Annotated in this window: 12 protein-coding genes; 5 read left to right on the plus strand and 7 right to left on the minus strand. The window is 72.3% G+C overall.

Features of this window, described 5'->3' with window-relative positions; all coding sequences use genetic code 11:
* Window positions 1–7: 7 nt before the first annotated feature.
* Entirely contained in the window at window positions 8–1,243 is a 1,236-nt protein-coding gene (gene rlmN, locus ACVMLK_RS10495; protein WP_422922841.1) for a 23S rRNA (adenine(2503)-C(2))-methyltransferase RlmN, read from the plus strand.
* The gene (locus tag ACVMLK_RS10500) at window positions 1,240–2,457 is read left to right on the plus strand and encodes an MFS transporter (RefSeq protein ID WP_422922840.1); all 1,218 of its coding nucleotides are present in this window, start codon (window positions 1,240–1,242) and stop codon (window positions 2,455–2,457) included. The genes rlmN and ACVMLK_RS10500 overlap by 4 nt, the downstream gene beginning before the upstream one ends.
* Here ACVMLK_RS10500 and ACVMLK_RS10505 read toward each other — a convergent pair whose 3' ends face one another.
* Together ACVMLK_RS10505 and ACVMLK_RS10510 are read right to left on the minus strand one after the other, a co-directional pair.
* Window positions 2,458–4,044 carry an ABC transporter substrate-binding protein gene (locus ACVMLK_RS10505; protein WP_232477097.1) on the minus strand — a complete coding sequence of 529 codons (1,587 nt, stop codon included), beginning with the start codon at window positions 4,042–4,044 and terminating at the stop codon, window positions 2,458–2,460.
* Window positions 4,045–4,146: 102 nt separating this feature from the next.
* Window positions 4,147–4,446 (minus strand): hypothetical protein, encoded by a 300-nt coding sequence (locus ACVMLK_RS10510; protein WP_457486371.1) that lies wholly within the window; start codon window positions 4,444–4,446, stop codon window positions 4,147–4,149.
* A gap of 102 nt (window positions 4,447–4,548) precedes the next feature.
* Between ACVMLK_RS10510 and ACVMLK_RS10515 the strand changes: the two genes are divergently transcribed.
* On the plus strand, window positions 4,549–6,870 hold the full coding sequence (locus ACVMLK_RS10515; protein ID WP_198366286.1) for a xanthine dehydrogenase family protein molybdopterin-binding subunit: 2,322 nt from the start codon (window positions 4,549–4,551) through the stop codon (window positions 6,868–6,870).
* 64 nt (window positions 6,871–6,934) lie between these two features.
* Here the strand turns inward: ACVMLK_RS10515 and ACVMLK_RS10520 are convergent, their stop codons facing one another.
* On the minus strand, window positions 6,935–8,188 hold the full coding sequence (locus ACVMLK_RS10520; protein ID WP_457486372.1) for a hypothetical protein: 1,254 nt from the start codon (window positions 8,186–8,188) through the stop codon (window positions 6,935–6,937).
* A 158-nt stretch (window positions 8,189–8,346) separates the two neighbouring features.
* On the minus strand, window positions 8,347–9,336 hold the full coding sequence (locus tag ACVMLK_RS10525; protein WP_198366284.1) for a Bug family tripartite tricarboxylate transporter substrate binding protein: 990 nt from the start codon (window positions 9,334–9,336) through the stop codon (window positions 8,347–8,349).
* 226 nt (window positions 9,337–9,562) lie between these two features.
* On the opposite strand from ACVMLK_RS10525, the gene ACVMLK_RS10530 reads away from it, so the two are divergent.
* Together ACVMLK_RS10530 and ACVMLK_RS10535 are read left to right on the plus strand one after the other, a co-directional pair.
* Window positions 9,563–10,162, plus strand: a complete 600-nt coding sequence (locus ACVMLK_RS10530) for a biliverdin-producing heme oxygenase (protein WP_422922837.1) — start codon at window positions 9,563–9,565, stop codon at window positions 10,160–10,162.
* Complete coding sequence (locus ACVMLK_RS10535; protein ID WP_457486373.1) at window positions 10,155–12,704, plus strand: HWE histidine kinase domain-containing protein; 2,550 nt, start codon at window positions 10,155–10,157, stop codon at window positions 12,702–12,704. Before ACVMLK_RS10530 ends, ACVMLK_RS10535 begins: the two co-directional genes overlap by 8 nt.
* A 24-nt stretch (window positions 12,705–12,728) precedes the next feature.
* Here ACVMLK_RS10535 and ACVMLK_RS10540 read toward each other — a convergent pair whose 3' ends face one another.
* The 3 genes from ACVMLK_RS10540 to ACVMLK_RS10550 all read right to left on the minus strand — a co-directional run.
* Complete coding sequence (locus tag ACVMLK_RS10540; protein WP_198366578.1) at window positions 12,729–13,763, minus strand: site-specific DNA-methyltransferase; 1,035 nt, start codon at window positions 13,761–13,763, stop codon at window positions 12,729–12,731.
* Window positions 13,764–13,921: 158 nt separating this feature from the next.
* Window positions 13,922–14,554, minus strand: a complete 633-nt coding sequence (locus ACVMLK_RS10545) for a ribonuclease HII (RefSeq protein WP_198366281.1) — start codon at window positions 14,552–14,554, stop codon at window positions 13,922–13,924.
* Window positions 14,555–15,189: alpha/beta hydrolase family protein (locus ACVMLK_RS10550; protein ID WP_457486374.1), on the minus strand; the 635-nt coding region annotated here is incomplete at its 5' end.

Raw genomic sequence — 15,189 nt, forward strand, 5'->3', positions numbered from 1 at the left:
AGTCCGAATGAGCATCTCCGCCCCCGCCGGACCCCTCCCCGCCGCGACGGCCACGCCCGACCTCACCGAGGCGGAGCGCGCCCGCATCCTGGCCAAGGCCGCGCTCTTCGCGCCGCCCGCGGCCACGCTGCCGGACGGCCGCCGCGACCTGGTCGGCCTGTCGCGCGAGGAGCTGGCAGCGGAGATGCTCGCGATCGGCGAGAAGCCGTTCCGCGCCAAGCAGCTCTGGCACTGGATCTACCACCAGGGCGAGACCGACTTCGCCCGCATGCCGAGCATCGCCAGGACCCTGCAGGCAAGGCTCGCCGAGCGCTTCGTCGTCGGCCGCCCCGGCCTCGACACCCAGCAGACCAGCGAGGACGGCACCCGCAAGTTCCTCTTCCGGTTCCGCGACGACCAGAAGGTCGAGACGGTCTATATCCCCGGCCTGCAGGAGGACCGCGGCGCCGTCTGCGTCTCGACCCAGGTGGGCTGCACCCTGTCCTGCCGCTTCTGCCACACCGGCACGCAGAAGCTGGTGCGCAATCTCGGCGCCGCCGAGATCGTCGGGCAGTTCATGGCGGCGCGCGATTCCTATGGCGAGTGGCCAAGCCCGACCGACGGCACGCCGCGGCTGCTCTCCACCATCGTTATCATGGGCATGGGCGAGCCGCTCTATAACTACGAGAACGTCGCCAAGGCGATGAAGATCATCATGGACGGCGAGGGCATCGCCCTGTCGCGCCGGCGCATCACCCTCTCCACCTCCGGCGTGGTGCCGATGATGGACCGCTGCGGCGAGGAGCTCGGCATCGGCCTGGCCGTCTCGCTGCACGCGGTGCGCAACGACATCCGCGACGAGATCGTGCCGCTGAACCGCAAATACCCGATCGAGGAGTTGATGGCGGCCTGCCGCCGCTATCCCGGCGCCTCCAACGCCCGGCGCATCACCTTCGAATACGTCATGCTGAAGGGCGTGAACGATTCGGAGGCCGACGCGCGCGAGCTGGTGCGGCTGCTGAAGGGCATCCCGGCCAAGGTGAACCTGATCCCCTTCAACCCCTGGCCCGGCAGCCCCTACGAGACCTCGTCGAACAACGCCATCCACCGCTTCGGCCGGATCGTCATGGAGGCGGGCTATTCCTCGCCGATCCGCACCCCGCGCGGGCGCGACATCCTGGCCGCCTGCGGCCAGCTGAAGACCGAGAGCGAGCGGGCCCGCCCCGCCCGCCGCGCCCAGGCGCCGAAGGCCGACGCGGCGTGAGCGCCGCGGCCGGGGGCGGCGCTCCGCGACCCGGTGGAGCCCCTGCCCGGCCTCCCCTCACCATCCTGCCGCTGCTGGCCGCCGCCGGCTTCGCGACCGGCGCCGGCATGCGGATGCTGGACCCCGTGCTGCCCATGGTCGCCCGCGATCTCGGCGTGACGGTGGCCGAGATCGCGGTGCTGATCACCGCCTTCGCCCTGCCCTACGGCCTCTGCCAGATCCTGCTCGGGCCGCTCGGCGACCGCTTCGGCAAGCTGCGCGTGCTGACCCTGGGCCTGCTGCTCTACGGGCTGGCCATGGCGGCCTGCGCCCTGGCCGGCTCGCTCGGGCAGCTGCTGGCGCTGCGGGCGCTGACCGGGGCCATGGGCGGCGCCATCATCCCGCTGGCCATGGCCTGGATCGGCGACAACGTGCCCTATGAGGAACGGCAGGCGACGCTCGGCCGCTTCCTCACCGGCATGGTCATGGCGCAGCTCCTGACCGGGCCGGTCTCCGGCACCATCGCCCATGGCTTCGGCTGGCGCGCCGTCTTCGTCACGGTGGGCGGGGTGGCGCTCTCGGTCGCGCTCGGCATCCTGCTGGCGCTCGGGCCGGGCCTCTGGCGCCGCGCGCCCGGCGCCCCCCCGGCGGGCTTCGGCTTCGGCAGCTACGCGGCGCTGCTGCGGCGCCCGGCGGCCCGCCTGCTGCTGCTCGCCGCCTTCCTGGACGGACTGCTGCTCTTCGGCGGCGCCCTGCCCTTCATCGGTTCCTACCTGATCCAGGACTTCCACCTGGAGCCCTGGCATGCCGGGCTGGTCGCCGCCGGCTTCGGCTTCGGCGCCCTGGCCTATACCCGCATGGCGGCGCGGCTGGTGCGCCGCCTGGGCGAGGCGCGGCTGCTGCTCACCGGCGGGCTGATGCTGGCCGCGGCCCTGGCCCTGCTCGCCCTGGCGCCGAGCTGGGGGGCGGTGGCGCTGCTGCAGGCGGCGATGGGCCTGTTCTTCTTCATGTTCCACGGCGTGCTGCAGGCGCGCAGCACCGAGGCCCTGCCCGAGGCCCGCGCCACCGCCGTCTCCGGCTTCGCCATGGCGCTGTTCCTCGGCCAGGGACTGGGCTCGATCGGCTTCGGCGCCATCCTGGCGCGCGGCGGCTATTCCGCCGCCTTCCTCACCGCCGCCGCCGGCATGGTGGCGCTCACCTTCTGGACCCGCGCGACGGTGACGCGGCCCGGCTGATCAGGCCAGGAACACGTCGTCGAAGCTGGCATGGTTGCCGGTGCCGAGCTGCACCGCGTTGTGCAGGCGCCTGTCCATCACGGTCGGGTAATTGACCTCGACCACCCAGAGCAGCGGCATGTCCTCGACCAGGATCTTCTGCACCTCGGAGAAGGCGGCGCGCCGCTCCGCCTCGCTGGCGGCGCTGCGGCCGCGTGCGAAAAGCTCGTCCACCCGCGGGTTGGAATAGCCGGCGGTGTTGGTGAACAGGATCTTCTGGATGTTGGACGACACGTAGGAGCGCTCCACGCCAAGCGTCGGGTCGCCGAACTGGTAGAGCACGTTGGAGGTCGCCTCGTAGTCCCAGTTGGCGATGCGCGAGGCCCAGGTGCCGGCATCGGTCGATTCCAGCGTCACCTCCATGCCGATCTGCCGCATGGCCTGGCGGAAATACTCGCCCATGCGGGTCCAGATCTCGCCATAGGGCGGCACGACGTAGCGGAAGGCGGCCCGGATGCCCTGCGCGTTCGGACGCAACCCGGCCTCGTCCAGCAGCGCGCGGGCCTTCGCCACGTCGAAGGGCGCCACCTTCGCCTCCGGCTCGTGGAAGCGCGTGGTCGAGGCCACCGGGCCGGTGGCCGGCTTGCCGAGGCCGAACCACAGCCGGTTGACGATGAAGTTGCGGTCCAGCGCCATGCTCATCGCCTGCCGCACCCGCCGGTCGTCGAAGGGCTTCACGCGCAGGTTCAACTCGAACCAGAAGAGCGGCGAGAAGTACTCCCAGCCCTTGGTCGTGACCTGGAGATTCGGCGCCTGCCGCAGCGCGGGGATGTCGAAGGGCTCGATGTCGGTGGCGGTGCTCATCTGCACCTGGCCGCCCTCGATCGCCAGCCGGCGGCTCTGCCCGTCGGGGATGACGCGCCAGAGAATGCCGTCGAGGTAGGGCTGGCCCGGCTTCCAGTACCCCTCGAAGCGCTCCATGCGGATGAAGTTGCCGCGCTGCCATTCGACGAAGCGGAACGGCCCGGTGCCGATCGGCCTGGCATTGGCCGGATTGGTGCGGAAATCGGTGCCGCCATAGATGTGCTTCGCCACGATCGGCAGGGCGGTGGCGTCGAAGCACAGCAGGAAGGGCTGGAAGGGCTGCTTCAGCACGAAGCGCACGGTCAGCGGATCGGGCGCCGTGGCCTCGGCGATGCCGGAGAGCACGCCGCGCAGGCGGGGCGCGATCTCGCGGTTGAACTGCATCACGGAGAAGATGACGTCCTCCGCCGTGAAGGGCCGGCCGTCATGCCACGTCACGTTCTCCTGCAGCCGGAAGACGTATTCGAGCCCGTCCGGGCTGACGCTCCAGCTCTTCGCCAGTTCCGGCATGGGCTCGAGGCCGGGGGTGAACTTCAGTAGGCCCTGGGTGATCTTGGTGCCGCTGATCAGCGTCGGCGTCTGGTTGTTGACGCCGATCTGCAGGACCGGCGGCTCCGGGTTCAGGATGACGTTCAGCATGCCGCCGCGCTTCGGCTGGATTCCCTGCGCCAGGGCCTCCGTGGCACTCATCAGGAGCGGCGTGGCGCCAAGGCCGGCGATCAGGTGACGACGCGTCAGGCTCATGCGGGCTTCTCCGGAGTTTCGCGCCACGGGACGAGGCGTGGCGAGAGGCTAGGCTGGATCGGCCGGAGCCGAAAGGCCGCGCTTCGGACCGCCCCCGGCGGTTCAACTCATCCGGCGCGCCACCTTCCAGCCTTCCCCGGGCGGGTTCTGCGCGGATCGCAGCAGCCAGGACTTGGCGGCGATGCGGTGCCCCCGCATGGTGCGATAGGCGGCGATGGCGAGGTGCATCTCCTCCGCCCCCGGCATGGACAACACGCCGGAGGCGCCGGCGCCGTCGGAGAACTCGATCAGGCAGGGCCGCGCGGCGAAGGGCGGCGGCGGCAGCGTCCCGGCACTGGCGCGGCAGCCCGGATAGGCGTGCGAATCGTGCAGCCGCAGCAGCAGGGGGACGAGATCAGCCATCGAGGCACCCTGCCCCGCTCCCGGCCGCGCCGGAAGCCCCTTCCCAATCACCTCCTCGGGGCCAATGATATCCCCGGGACGATCAGGAAAGCGGATCACGACATGGCCAAGTTCGGCTTCAGCCAGCCCATGCGGCGGATCGAGGATCCCCGGCTGCTCAAGGGGCAGGGGCGCTACACGGACGATATCGGCGCGGCGGGGCAGCTGCACGCCCTGGTGCTGCGCAGCCCGCACGCGCATGCGCGCATCCTCTCCATCGACACCGCCGCCGCCACCGCCCTGCCCGGCGTGAAGGCGGTGCTGACGGGCGCGGACTGGAAGGCCGACGGCCTCGGCGAGATCCCCTGCCTGATCCCGCTGAAGAACCGCGACGGCAGCCCGCGCGCCGAGACGCCGCGCTACGGCCTGGCCATCGACGTGGTGCGCCATGTCGGCGATGGCGTCGCCTTCATCGTCGCCGAGACGCCCCAGGCGGCGCGTGACGCGGCCGAGGCGGTGATGGTCGATTACGAGGTGCTGCCGGCCGCGGTGGATCTGGCGACGGCCTTCCAGCCCGGCCAGCCGCAGGTCTGGGACAGCGCGCCTGGCAATATCTGCTTCGACTGGTCGGCCGGCGACGAGGCGGCGACCGAGGCGCTCTTCGCCCGCGCCGCGCATGTCACCAGGCTGACGGTGGTGAACAACCGCATCGTCGTGAACAGCATGGAGGGCCGCGCCGCGCTCGCCGAGTATGACGCGGCCAGCGGCAGGTTCACGCTGTATGCCGGCACCCAGGGCTCCTGGCTGGTGAAGAACATCCTGGCCGATGCCGTCTTCCACCTGCCGAAGGAGAACTTCCGCGTCGTCACCCCCGATGTCGGCGGCGGCTTCGGCATGAAGCTCTACATGTATGCCGAATACGCGCTGTGCTGCTGGGCGGCGCGCCGGCTGGGCCGGCCGGTGAAATGGGCCTCGGAGCGGATGGAGGCCTTCCAGTCCGACACCCAGGGGCGCGCCAACCTGACGGAGGGCGAGCTGGCGCTGGATGAGGACGGCAGGTTCCTGGCGCTGCGGACCAGGAACTACGCCGACATGGGCGGCTATCTCTCGACCTTCGCGCCCTTCATCCCCTGCGGCGCGGGCACCAAGGTGCTGGCCAGCGTCTATGGCTTCCAGGCGATCTACGCCAACGTCCTCGGCGTGCTGACCAACACCGTGCCGGTCGATGCCTATCGTGGCGCCGGGCGGCCGGAGAGCAACTACCTGGTGGAGCGGCTGATCGACGCCGCCGCGGCCGAGGTCGGCATCGACCGCGTCGAGCTGCGCCGCCGCAACATGGTCCCGCCCTCGGCCATGCCGCACAAGACCCCGGTCGGGCAGACCTACGATTCGGGCGATTTCAACAAGGTGCTCGACGTGGCGCTGGAGAAGTCCGGCTGGGCCGGCTTCGCCGAGCGGCGGGCCGAGGCGGCGCGGCGCGGCAAGCGGCGCGGCATCGGCATGGCCTATTACCTGGAGGCCACGGGCGGCGATGCCTCCGAGCGGGCCGAGATGCGCTTCGCCGAGGACGGCTTCGTCGAGGTGCTGGTCGGCACGCAATCCACCGGCCAGGGCCACGAGACCGCCTATGCCATGATCACCGCGCATGAGCTCGGCATCCCGGTCGAGAGGATCCGCGTGGTGCAGGGGGATTCCGACGCCATCCCGACCGGCGGCGGCACGGGCGGCGCGCGCAGCCTCTATTCCGAGGGCACCGCCCTGCTGGCCGCCGCCACCAGCGTGATCGAGAAGGGCAAGCAGGCGGCGGGCGAGGCGCTGGAGGCCGCGCCGGCCGATATCGAGTTCGCGCAGGGCCGGTTCACCATCGCCGGCACCGACCGCGCCATCGGCATCCTGGAGCTGGCCGCGACGCAGCGCGCCCGCGCGGCGAAGGGCGAGACGGTGACGCTGCTGGATGCCGCCGAGATCGCCGCCATCCCGGCGCACACCTTCCCGAATGGCTGCCACATCGCCGAGGTGGAGGTGGACCCCGAGACCGGGCATACCGAGATCGCCCGCTACATCGTGGTGGATGATGTCGGCTTCGCGCTGAACCCGATGATCGTCCGCGGCCAGGTGCATGGCGGCGTGGCGCAGGGCATCGGCCAGGCGGTGATGGAGCGCACCGCCTACGATCCCGAGAGCGGCCAGCTGCTCTCGGCCAGCCTGAACGATTATGCCCTGCCGCGCGCCATCGACCTGCCGGACATCGAGGTCGAGCTGGTCGAGATCCCCTGCGAGACCAATCCGCTGGGTGTGAAGGGTGCCGGCGAGGCCGGGGCGGTCGGCTCGCCGCCGGCGGTGATGAACGCCCTGATCGACGCGCTGCGCGAGGATGGCGTCACCCGGCTCGACATGCCGGCGACGCCGGAGGTGGTCTGGAAGGCGCTGTCGCGCGCCGCCTGACCCCTTGGTCCGGCCGGCCGGGAAGGCGGCGCCTGGAGGGCGCCTCCCTCCGGGTCCGGCCGGCTCAGATGATGGCGAAGTTGGCGGCCGCCAGCGCGGCGGGCGCGAGCCCCTCGAAATGCAGCGCGCCGCCGCCGATCGCCAGCAGGCTGCCGCCGGCACCGTCGCTCTCCAGCGCGGCCAGCACCGCGGCGACGCTGGCATAGCCGGTGGTGCCGTCGTCGAGCGCCACCACGCCGCCCCGGCTGGCGCCGAAATCCAGGATGCTGCCGGAGAAGTCGTAGAGGGTGTTGCTGTAGGAGATGTCGATTCGCGTGGCCTCGCCGCCATCGACGATCCGTCCGCCGATCAGCGTGTCGAGCTGCAGCCGGTTGTCCGCTCCGGCCAGGACGATCTCCGCGGCCACGCCGAAGATATCGTACTGCGCCCGGCCACCCGCCGAGGCGATGTGCCCTTCCACCAGGGTCTGGCTGGTGACGCTGTTGCCCTCGCCGCCCAGCCGCAGATCCACGTCATTGGCCGTGAAGCCCAGCAGCTCGACGCGCGTGCCGCCCGTGCCGCCCTGCACCTCGAGATGTCCGGCGGCGCCGCTGATGCGGTCGCCATACCCCTCCAGGGTGATGGAGACCTCCCCGGCGGCGGCGCCGCGCCCGCTGGGCGGAAAACTCACCAGGCTATCGCCCGCCCCCGGCTGGATGGCATAGTCGCCAAGGCCCAGGAAGATCCGGTTGCCGGTGCCTCCGGTGTCGAGCGAGGCGGTGCCGAGGCCGCCCAGGTCGAAGCTGCCCTGCCCCGCTCCGCCCTCGATACGAAGATTCACGGTCGGCGGCGGCGCGAAGGCGGATTCCGCCAGGCTGAAGCTGTTGCCGGTGCCGGCGAAGCGGACCCAGGTCTCGCCGGCGCTGCCGGGGTAGAGCCCGCCGTCGAGCAGGACGCTGTTGCCGCCGCAATGGAACAGGATGTCGTTGTCGCCGAAGCCGGTGCTGACGCTGTTGTGGCGGCCCCAGAACTCCAGCCGGTTGTCGCCGTTGCCCAGGCTGACGGTGTTGCCGCCGCCCCAGGAGAGCAGGTCCAGCCCGGCATCGCCGGCGATGACGCCGTTGCCCTTCCCCGCCAGCAGCACGGTGTCACGCCCCGAATCGCCATCGCCCGGCTCGCCGAGCCGCACCGTGTCCATGCCGCGCCAGCTGGTGATGACGTCATCCTCGCCACCGCCGCCGATGATGAGGTTCCCGCCGCCCCGCGCGACAAGAACGTCATTCGCTCCGGTGCCGGCGAGGGTGGCGCCGCCGGCGGCGGGACCCATGATGAATGCCATTGTGATGTCTCCCCATCCCCGGGAGCGGGACAGCCGCCCGGCGCGGAATCGCGCGCGGCGGGCCTGTTTTCCCAGGGGCGGGCGAGCATGGGCGTGGAGCCGCCCGCCATGCCATCAAAACCGGCGGGCGGGCGCGAGACGCCCCGGCGTTTCCGGCCTCAGAGCTTGAGGCCGAGGCGCTGGATCATCGCCTTCTCCTCCGCGTCGGTCTTCGCGGCGAAGGCGGCGTAATCCTCCGGCCCCATGTAGATCACCGGCATGTCGTAGCGCTCCAGGATGGAGACATGCTGCGGGTCGTTGACCGCCTTGCGGAAGGCCTCGTCCAGAACCTTCACCACCGCCGGCTCCATGCCGCGCGGGCCGGCCACGCCATAGGGCGAGGTGGAGACGATGTCGATGCCCCCTTCGCGCAGCGTCGGCACGTCGGGGAAGCGCTTCACCCGCTCCGGCGTCCAGACGGTGAGCAGGCGCAGGCGTCCCTCCAGCACCATCTCGGCCCAGCCCGAGCTGTCGGCCAGGGCGTCGGTCTGCCCGCCGAGGAGGGCGGTAAGGTTGTCGGCCACGCCGCGGAAGGGCACGTGCACCCAGTCGATGCCGCGCTCCCCCGCGATCCGCTCCATCGTCAGGTGCAGCGAGGTTCCGACGCCGGGCGAGCCGTAGGTCACCTTGCCGGGGTTCTTCTTGGCATGGTCGAGGAATTCCGCGAAGGTCTTCCAGGGCGCGTCGGCCCGCACCACCACGCCGAAGGTATAGCCGGTCAGGTGGCTGACCCAGGTGAAGTCGCGCAGGACATCGAAGGGCGGCTTGGGCGCCATGTGCGGGTAGCGGAAGACGCTGATCGGCATCTGGCTGAGGGTGTAGCCGTCCGGCCTCTCGTTCAGCAGCGCCTGCGGGCCGAGGATGCCGCCCGCGCCCGCGCGGTTCTCCACGATCACGGGCTGGCCGAGATGGCGGGAGGCGGCATCGCAGAAGGCGCGCATCTGCACGTCCGTCGTGCCGCCCGGCGACCATGGCACCAGCATGCGGACCGGCCGGCTGGGGAAGCTGGCCTGGGCCAGGGCCGGGCGGGCCAGAAGGGACGCTCCCGGCACAGCCAGGGCCGGGGCGCCGAACAGCGCCAGGGTCGCGCGACGGGATAGCTTGGTCATTCCGTTCCTCCATGTGCCGGCCTCGTGCGGGCCAGCCTTCCCGGCCATTTGACGGGAGGGAGCTGCGGGTCGCAAGGGTCGGGTGATCGCTTTCGCCGCCGCCCGTGCCCCTCCTCCCGACCCCCGCGGGTGACCAGATGCCTGACCGGCACGGACCGCTTCCCCGCCCTTCCGCCATCCGCGCCGGGGTGGTGCCACCCGCCGCGCAGGCCCAAAAGGAGACATGATGACACGCCCTTCCCGGCCCCGGCATGACGGGCTCCGCTGGTTCCTCCGCCAGGGCACCCAGGCCCTGCACGACCGGGCCGATGCCCTGGGCGGCCGCTATGCGCTGGCGACGGCGCCGGGCTATCGCGCCTTCCTGCGCGCTCATGCCCGCGCCCTGCCGGCGCTGGAGGCCGCCTGCGACAGGCAGGGCCTGGAGCGGGCGGTGCCGGACTGGTCCGCGCGCCGGCGCACCGCGGCCCTGGCCGGCGACATGGCGGCGCTGGCCGAGCCGATGCCGCCGCCCCTGCCGCTTCCCGCCGGCGCCCTCGCCAGCCTGCCGGCGGCGCTCGGCGCCGCCTATGTCCTGGAGGGCTCCCGCCTGGGCAACGCAATGCTCCTGCGCGGCGTTATCCGGGATGCAGCGGGGCGGGTGGCCACCGCCTATCTGTCGCATGCTCCCGCCGCGGGCGGTTGGCCAGCCTTCATCGCCATGCTGGAGCAGGCCCTGCCGGAGCCTGATGCCTGGCCCGAGGCGCTGGCCGGCGCCTGTGCCGCCTTCAACCAGTTCCTGGCCGCCCTGCAGGGCGAGGACACCGAGGAAGCCTTGCTGAATGCCTGACCTGACCGGCGCCGTCGATCTGACCAACTGCGATCGCGAGCCGATTCATCTCCTGGGTGGCATCCAGCCCACCGGCTTCCTCGTCGCCACCAGCGCCGACTGGCTCATCCAGCGCGCCTCGGCCAACCTCGCCGCGCATCTCGGCCTCGACCCCGAGGCCGCGCGCGGCGAATCCCTGGCCGGGCTGCTGACGCGCGAGGCCCTGCACCAGATCGGCGGCCGGCTGCATCTGCTGCGCGGGGTGGACGCCGTGGAGCGCCTGTTCGGCGTGCCGCTGCGCGAGGGCGGGCCGCCCTACGACCTCGCCGTGCATCAGAGCGGGCCGCTGATCGTCGTCGAGGGCGAGCCGTCCGACCTGCAGGATGCGCTGGAGGCCGGCACCACGGTGCGCGGCATGATCGCCCGGCTGCACCACGCCGACAGCTTCGAGGCGCTCTGCCGCGAGGCGGTGCGGCAGATCCGCGGCCTGACCGGCTTCCACCGCGTCATGCTCTACCGTTTCGACCATGACGGCGCCGGCGAGGTGATCGCGGAATCGGCGGCAAGCTTCCTCTCCTCCTTCATGGGCCTGCATTTCCCGGCCAGTGACATCCCGCGCCAGGCGCGCCGCCTCTATGAGCGCAACTGGCTGCGGCTGATCGGCGACACCGAGGCGCCCTCGGTGCCGGTGCTGCCCCTGCTCGACAGCCGGGGCGCGCCGCTGGACCTCTCGCTCAGCCTGCTGCGCAGCGTCTCGCCGATCCATGTCGAGTATCTCCGCAACATGGGGGTGCGCGCCTCGATGTCGGTCTCGGTGCTGCGCAAGGGCCGGCTCTGGGGACTGATCGCCTGCCACCACAACGAGCCGCTGCGCGTGCCTTTCGAGCGGCGCACCGCCGCCGAGCTGTTTGGCCAGATCTTCTCGCTGATGCTGGAGAGCTGCGAGCGCGAGCAGGACCAGGCGCGCGACGCCCAGGCCAATGCGATGCACCAGCGGCTGATGGCCGCGCTCGGCGCCATGCGTCCCGGCAGCCGGTCGCTCGCCGAGTTCCTCGAGCCGCTCTCCGAGGTCATCCCCTGCGACGGCATCGGCCTCTGGAGCGCCGACGGCACGGCGTTGCGCGGTCACACGCCGACGGCGGAGGAGTTGGTCGGCATCGCGCGCTTCCTGCACCGCTCGGCCTCCGGCAGCGTCTGGTCCACCCATCAGCTGGGCGAGCTGCACCCGCCGGCGCGCGACTATGCCCATCGCGCCTCCGGCCTGCTCGCCATCCCCCTCTCCCGCGCCCCGCGCGACTACCTCATGTTCTTCCGGCGCGGTGTCACCCAGTCGGTGACCTGGGCCGGCGAGCCGGCCAAGACGATGAGCTACGGCCCGAACGGTCCGCGCCTCTCGCCGCGCAAGAGCTTCGCCGCCTGGCGCGAATCGGTGGAGGGGCACAGCCAGCCCTGGAGCGAGAGCGACCTCACCATGGCCGAGCGGCTGCGGGTGACGCTGCTCGAGGTGGTGCTGCAGCTGACCGATCTCGCCGAGCGCGAGCGCAAGGTGGCGCAGGAGCGGCAGGAGATCCTGATCGCCGAGCTGAACCACCGGGTGCGCAACATCCTCGGCCTGATCCGCGGCCTGGTCGGGCAGAGCCGCAGCTACGCCAGCACGGTGGACGAGTTCGCCGCCATGGTCGGCGGCCGCATCCAGGCGCTGGCCCGCGCGCATGACCAGATCACCACCGACCGTTGGCAGCCCGCGCCGCTCGCCGAGCTGATCCAGGCCGAGGCCGAGGCCTATCTGCAGGAGAAGTCGGAGCGGCTGCACCTGCGCGGCCCCGGCGTGCTGCTGCAGCCGGCGGCCTATACGACCCTGGCGCTGGTCATGCACGAGCTGGTCACCAATGCCGCCAAGTACGGCGCGCTCTGCGACCGCCATGGCGAGGTGGACGTGTGCTGGGATTTCACGCCCTGCGGCGGGCTCGAACTGCTCTGGCGCGAGCGCGGCGGGCCGCCGGTGCGCCCGCCACGCCGCCAGGGCTTCGGCACCACCATCCTGGAGCGCGCCGTGCCGCACGACCTCGGCGGCGAGGCGGATCTGCGCTACCGGCTGGAGGGGATCGAGGCCCGCTTCCTGCTGCCGGCCGATTGCGTGCAGCGCGCCGAGGGGGCGTCGCCGCCCGCCGCGCCGGCGCGCCCGGCGCGCGAGCCGGCGGCGGAATTCACGCTCTCCGGCCGGGTGCTGCTGGTCGAGGACAATCTGCTGATCGCCATGGATGCCGAGGACCAGCTCCGGCGCCTGGGCGCGGCCGAGGTGGATGTGGCGGCCGGCGTGCAGACGGCGCTGCGCCTGCTGGAACAGGCGCCGCCCGCCTTCGCCCTGCTCGACGTCAACCTGGGGCGCGAGAGCAGCTTCCCGGTGGCCGACGCCCTGCTGGCGCGCGGCATCCCCTTCCTCTTCGCCACCGGCTATGGCGAGGCGGATGCCTTCCCCGACCGGCTGCGCGGCGTGGCGGTGATCAGCAAGCCCTATTCGTCGACCGAGCTGCGCGCGGCGCTGCAGGCGCGCCTGGGCTGAGGCGGCCGGGCGCGGCCCCGGCCGTCACGCCGTCAGGCTGGCGGCGACCTCGGCGCGCAGCTCGTCCAGCAGGCGCAGCGTGCCGTCGCGCCGCTCGACATGCCAGAACAGCCAGCCGTTGCAGGAGGGCGCCTCCTGCACCGCCGCGCCGACCTGATGGATCGAGCCCTGCGCCTTGCCGCATCGCAGCGAGCCATCCGCCGCCACCTCGGCGACGAAGCGGCGGTGCCGGTCGGTGAGCTTCGCGCCGGCCGCCACCAGCCCGCGCTCGACCAGCGTGCCGAAGGGCACGCGCGGCTGCTCGCGCTTCGTCGGCGTGACCAGCATGGCGCTTTCCGACAGCGGCGCGATGGCGGCGATGCGCGCGCGCGCGGCGGCGGCATAGCCCGGATCGCGCTCGATGCCGATCCAGCGCCGGCCCAGGCGGCGCGCCACGGCGGCGGTGGTGCCGGAGCCGAGGAAGGGGTCGAGCACCACATCGCCCGGCGCGGTGCAGGAGAGGATCACCCGGTGCAGCAGCGCCTCCGGCTTCTGCGTCGGATGCACCTTCTTCCCTTCCGCGTCGCGCAGCCGCTCGGCGCCGGTGCAGAGCGGGATGAACCAGTCCGAGCGCATCTGCACGTCGTCGTTCAGCGACTTCATGGCGGTGTAATTGAACTTGTAGCGGCTCTCCTGCCCGCGCGCCGCCCAGATCATGGTCTCGTGCGCGTTGGTGAAGCGGCGGCCGCGGAAGTTCGGCATCGGGTTGGCTTTGCGCCAGATCACGTCGTTCAGGATCCAGAAGTCGAGATCCTGCAGCGCGGCGCCGAGGCGGTAGACGTTGTGATAGGAGCCGATGACCCAGATGGTGCCGTCCTTGCGCAGCACCCGCCGCGCCTCGGACAGCCAGGCGCGGGTGAAGGCGTCGTAGGCCGCGAGGTCGGAGAACCGGTCCCAGTCGTCGTCCACGCCGTCGACCACGCTCTCGTCGGGACGGCGAAGCTGGCCCCGGAGCTGCAGGTTGTAGGGCGGATCGGCGAAGATGGCATGCACCGAGGCCGGGGGCAGTGCCCGCAGCATCTCGATGCAATCCCCTTCCAGAATGCAGTCCACCGGCAGATCCAGCCCCGTCCCCACGCCCACGAAACCCCCTGCCGTCCTCAGCGACTCGAAGCGGGACAATGCGTTGGGCGGAGTCGTGCCGTCAAGGAAGGGCCGAGGCGGCGCTCCGGCGCGCCTCAGGCGACCGCCTCGCGGAACAGCAGGAGCTGATCCACCGGCGCGAAGCCGCGGCGGTGATGCGGGCAGGGTCCGAGCCTGGCCAGGGCCGCGCGGTGCGCCGCGGTGGGATAGCCGGCGTGGCGGGCGAAGCCATAGCCCGGCCAGCGCCCGTCCAGTCGCGCCATGGCGCGGTCCCGTGTCACCTTGGCCAGGATCGAGGCGGCGGCGATGGAAAGGCTGAGCCCGTCCCCCTTCACCACGCAGCGCACCGGGCAGGGCAGCGGCGGCGCCGCGTTGCCGTCCACCAGGGCGGTGTCGGGGGCCAGGGGCAGGCGCGCGATGGCCCGGCACATGGCGAGCTGCGTGGCGCGCAGGATGTTCAGCCGGCCGATCTCGGCCGTGCTGGCGGCGGCCACGGCGCAATCCAGCAGGCCCCCGGCGCGGGCCGCCAGCAGGGCGTCATGCGCCGCCTCCCGCCGCGCCGCGTCGAGCTTCTTGCTGTCGTCCAGCAGGGTGGCCAGCCAGGCCGGCGGCTCGGCGCGGAACATCACCGCCGCCGCCATGACCGGGCCGGCGAGCGGGCCGCGCCCGGCCTCGTCCACCCCCGCCACGCGGCCCCCCGCCGCCCGTTCCAGCGCGTAGTCCGGCATTCATCCCAGGCCCTTGCTCTCCAGCCGGTCGCCCGCTTCCAGCAGGCCGGGCATTCCCGCCCGCAGCGCCCGCCGCGCCGCCGCATCGCCCAGCCATAGGCCGCGCAGGAAGGCCAGGGCAAGGCCGGCCACGCGCGGGTGGAAGCCGGCCTCCTCCCAACGGCCGCCCGCCCCCGGCTCACCGGCGAAGCTGCCATGCGCGGCGCCCTCCAGGATCGCCAGCGCCCCCGGCGCGGCGATGGCGTCGAAGGGCTGGCGGCGGTCCCCGGGCAGGGTGCCGCCGATCCAGCCGCGATCCTCGGTGCCGGTGACGTGCAGGATCGGCGCGGTGACGCGGGCGAAGGCCAGGCGCTGCGGCAGGCCCTCGGCCGGCATGGGCGAGAGGGCGATGCCGGCGCCGAGCCGAGGGTCGGGCAGCGCCAGGCCGCGATCGCCGCCGGGCAGACGCTGGCCCAGCATGTGCTGCACCAGCCAGGCGCCGTAGGAGTGCCCGGCGATGGCGATGCGCGCCGGGTCCAGCCGCCCGGCCAGCTCCGCCCGGCGGGGCAGCTCGTCCAGCACGAAGGCCACGTCGCGCAGCCGGTCCAGCGCGCGCCCGGCATCGCTGGCGGCGGCGGCGAAGGCCAGGCGCCGGT

It is taken from the genome of Teichococcus aerofrigidensis, from assembly GCF_054073225.1.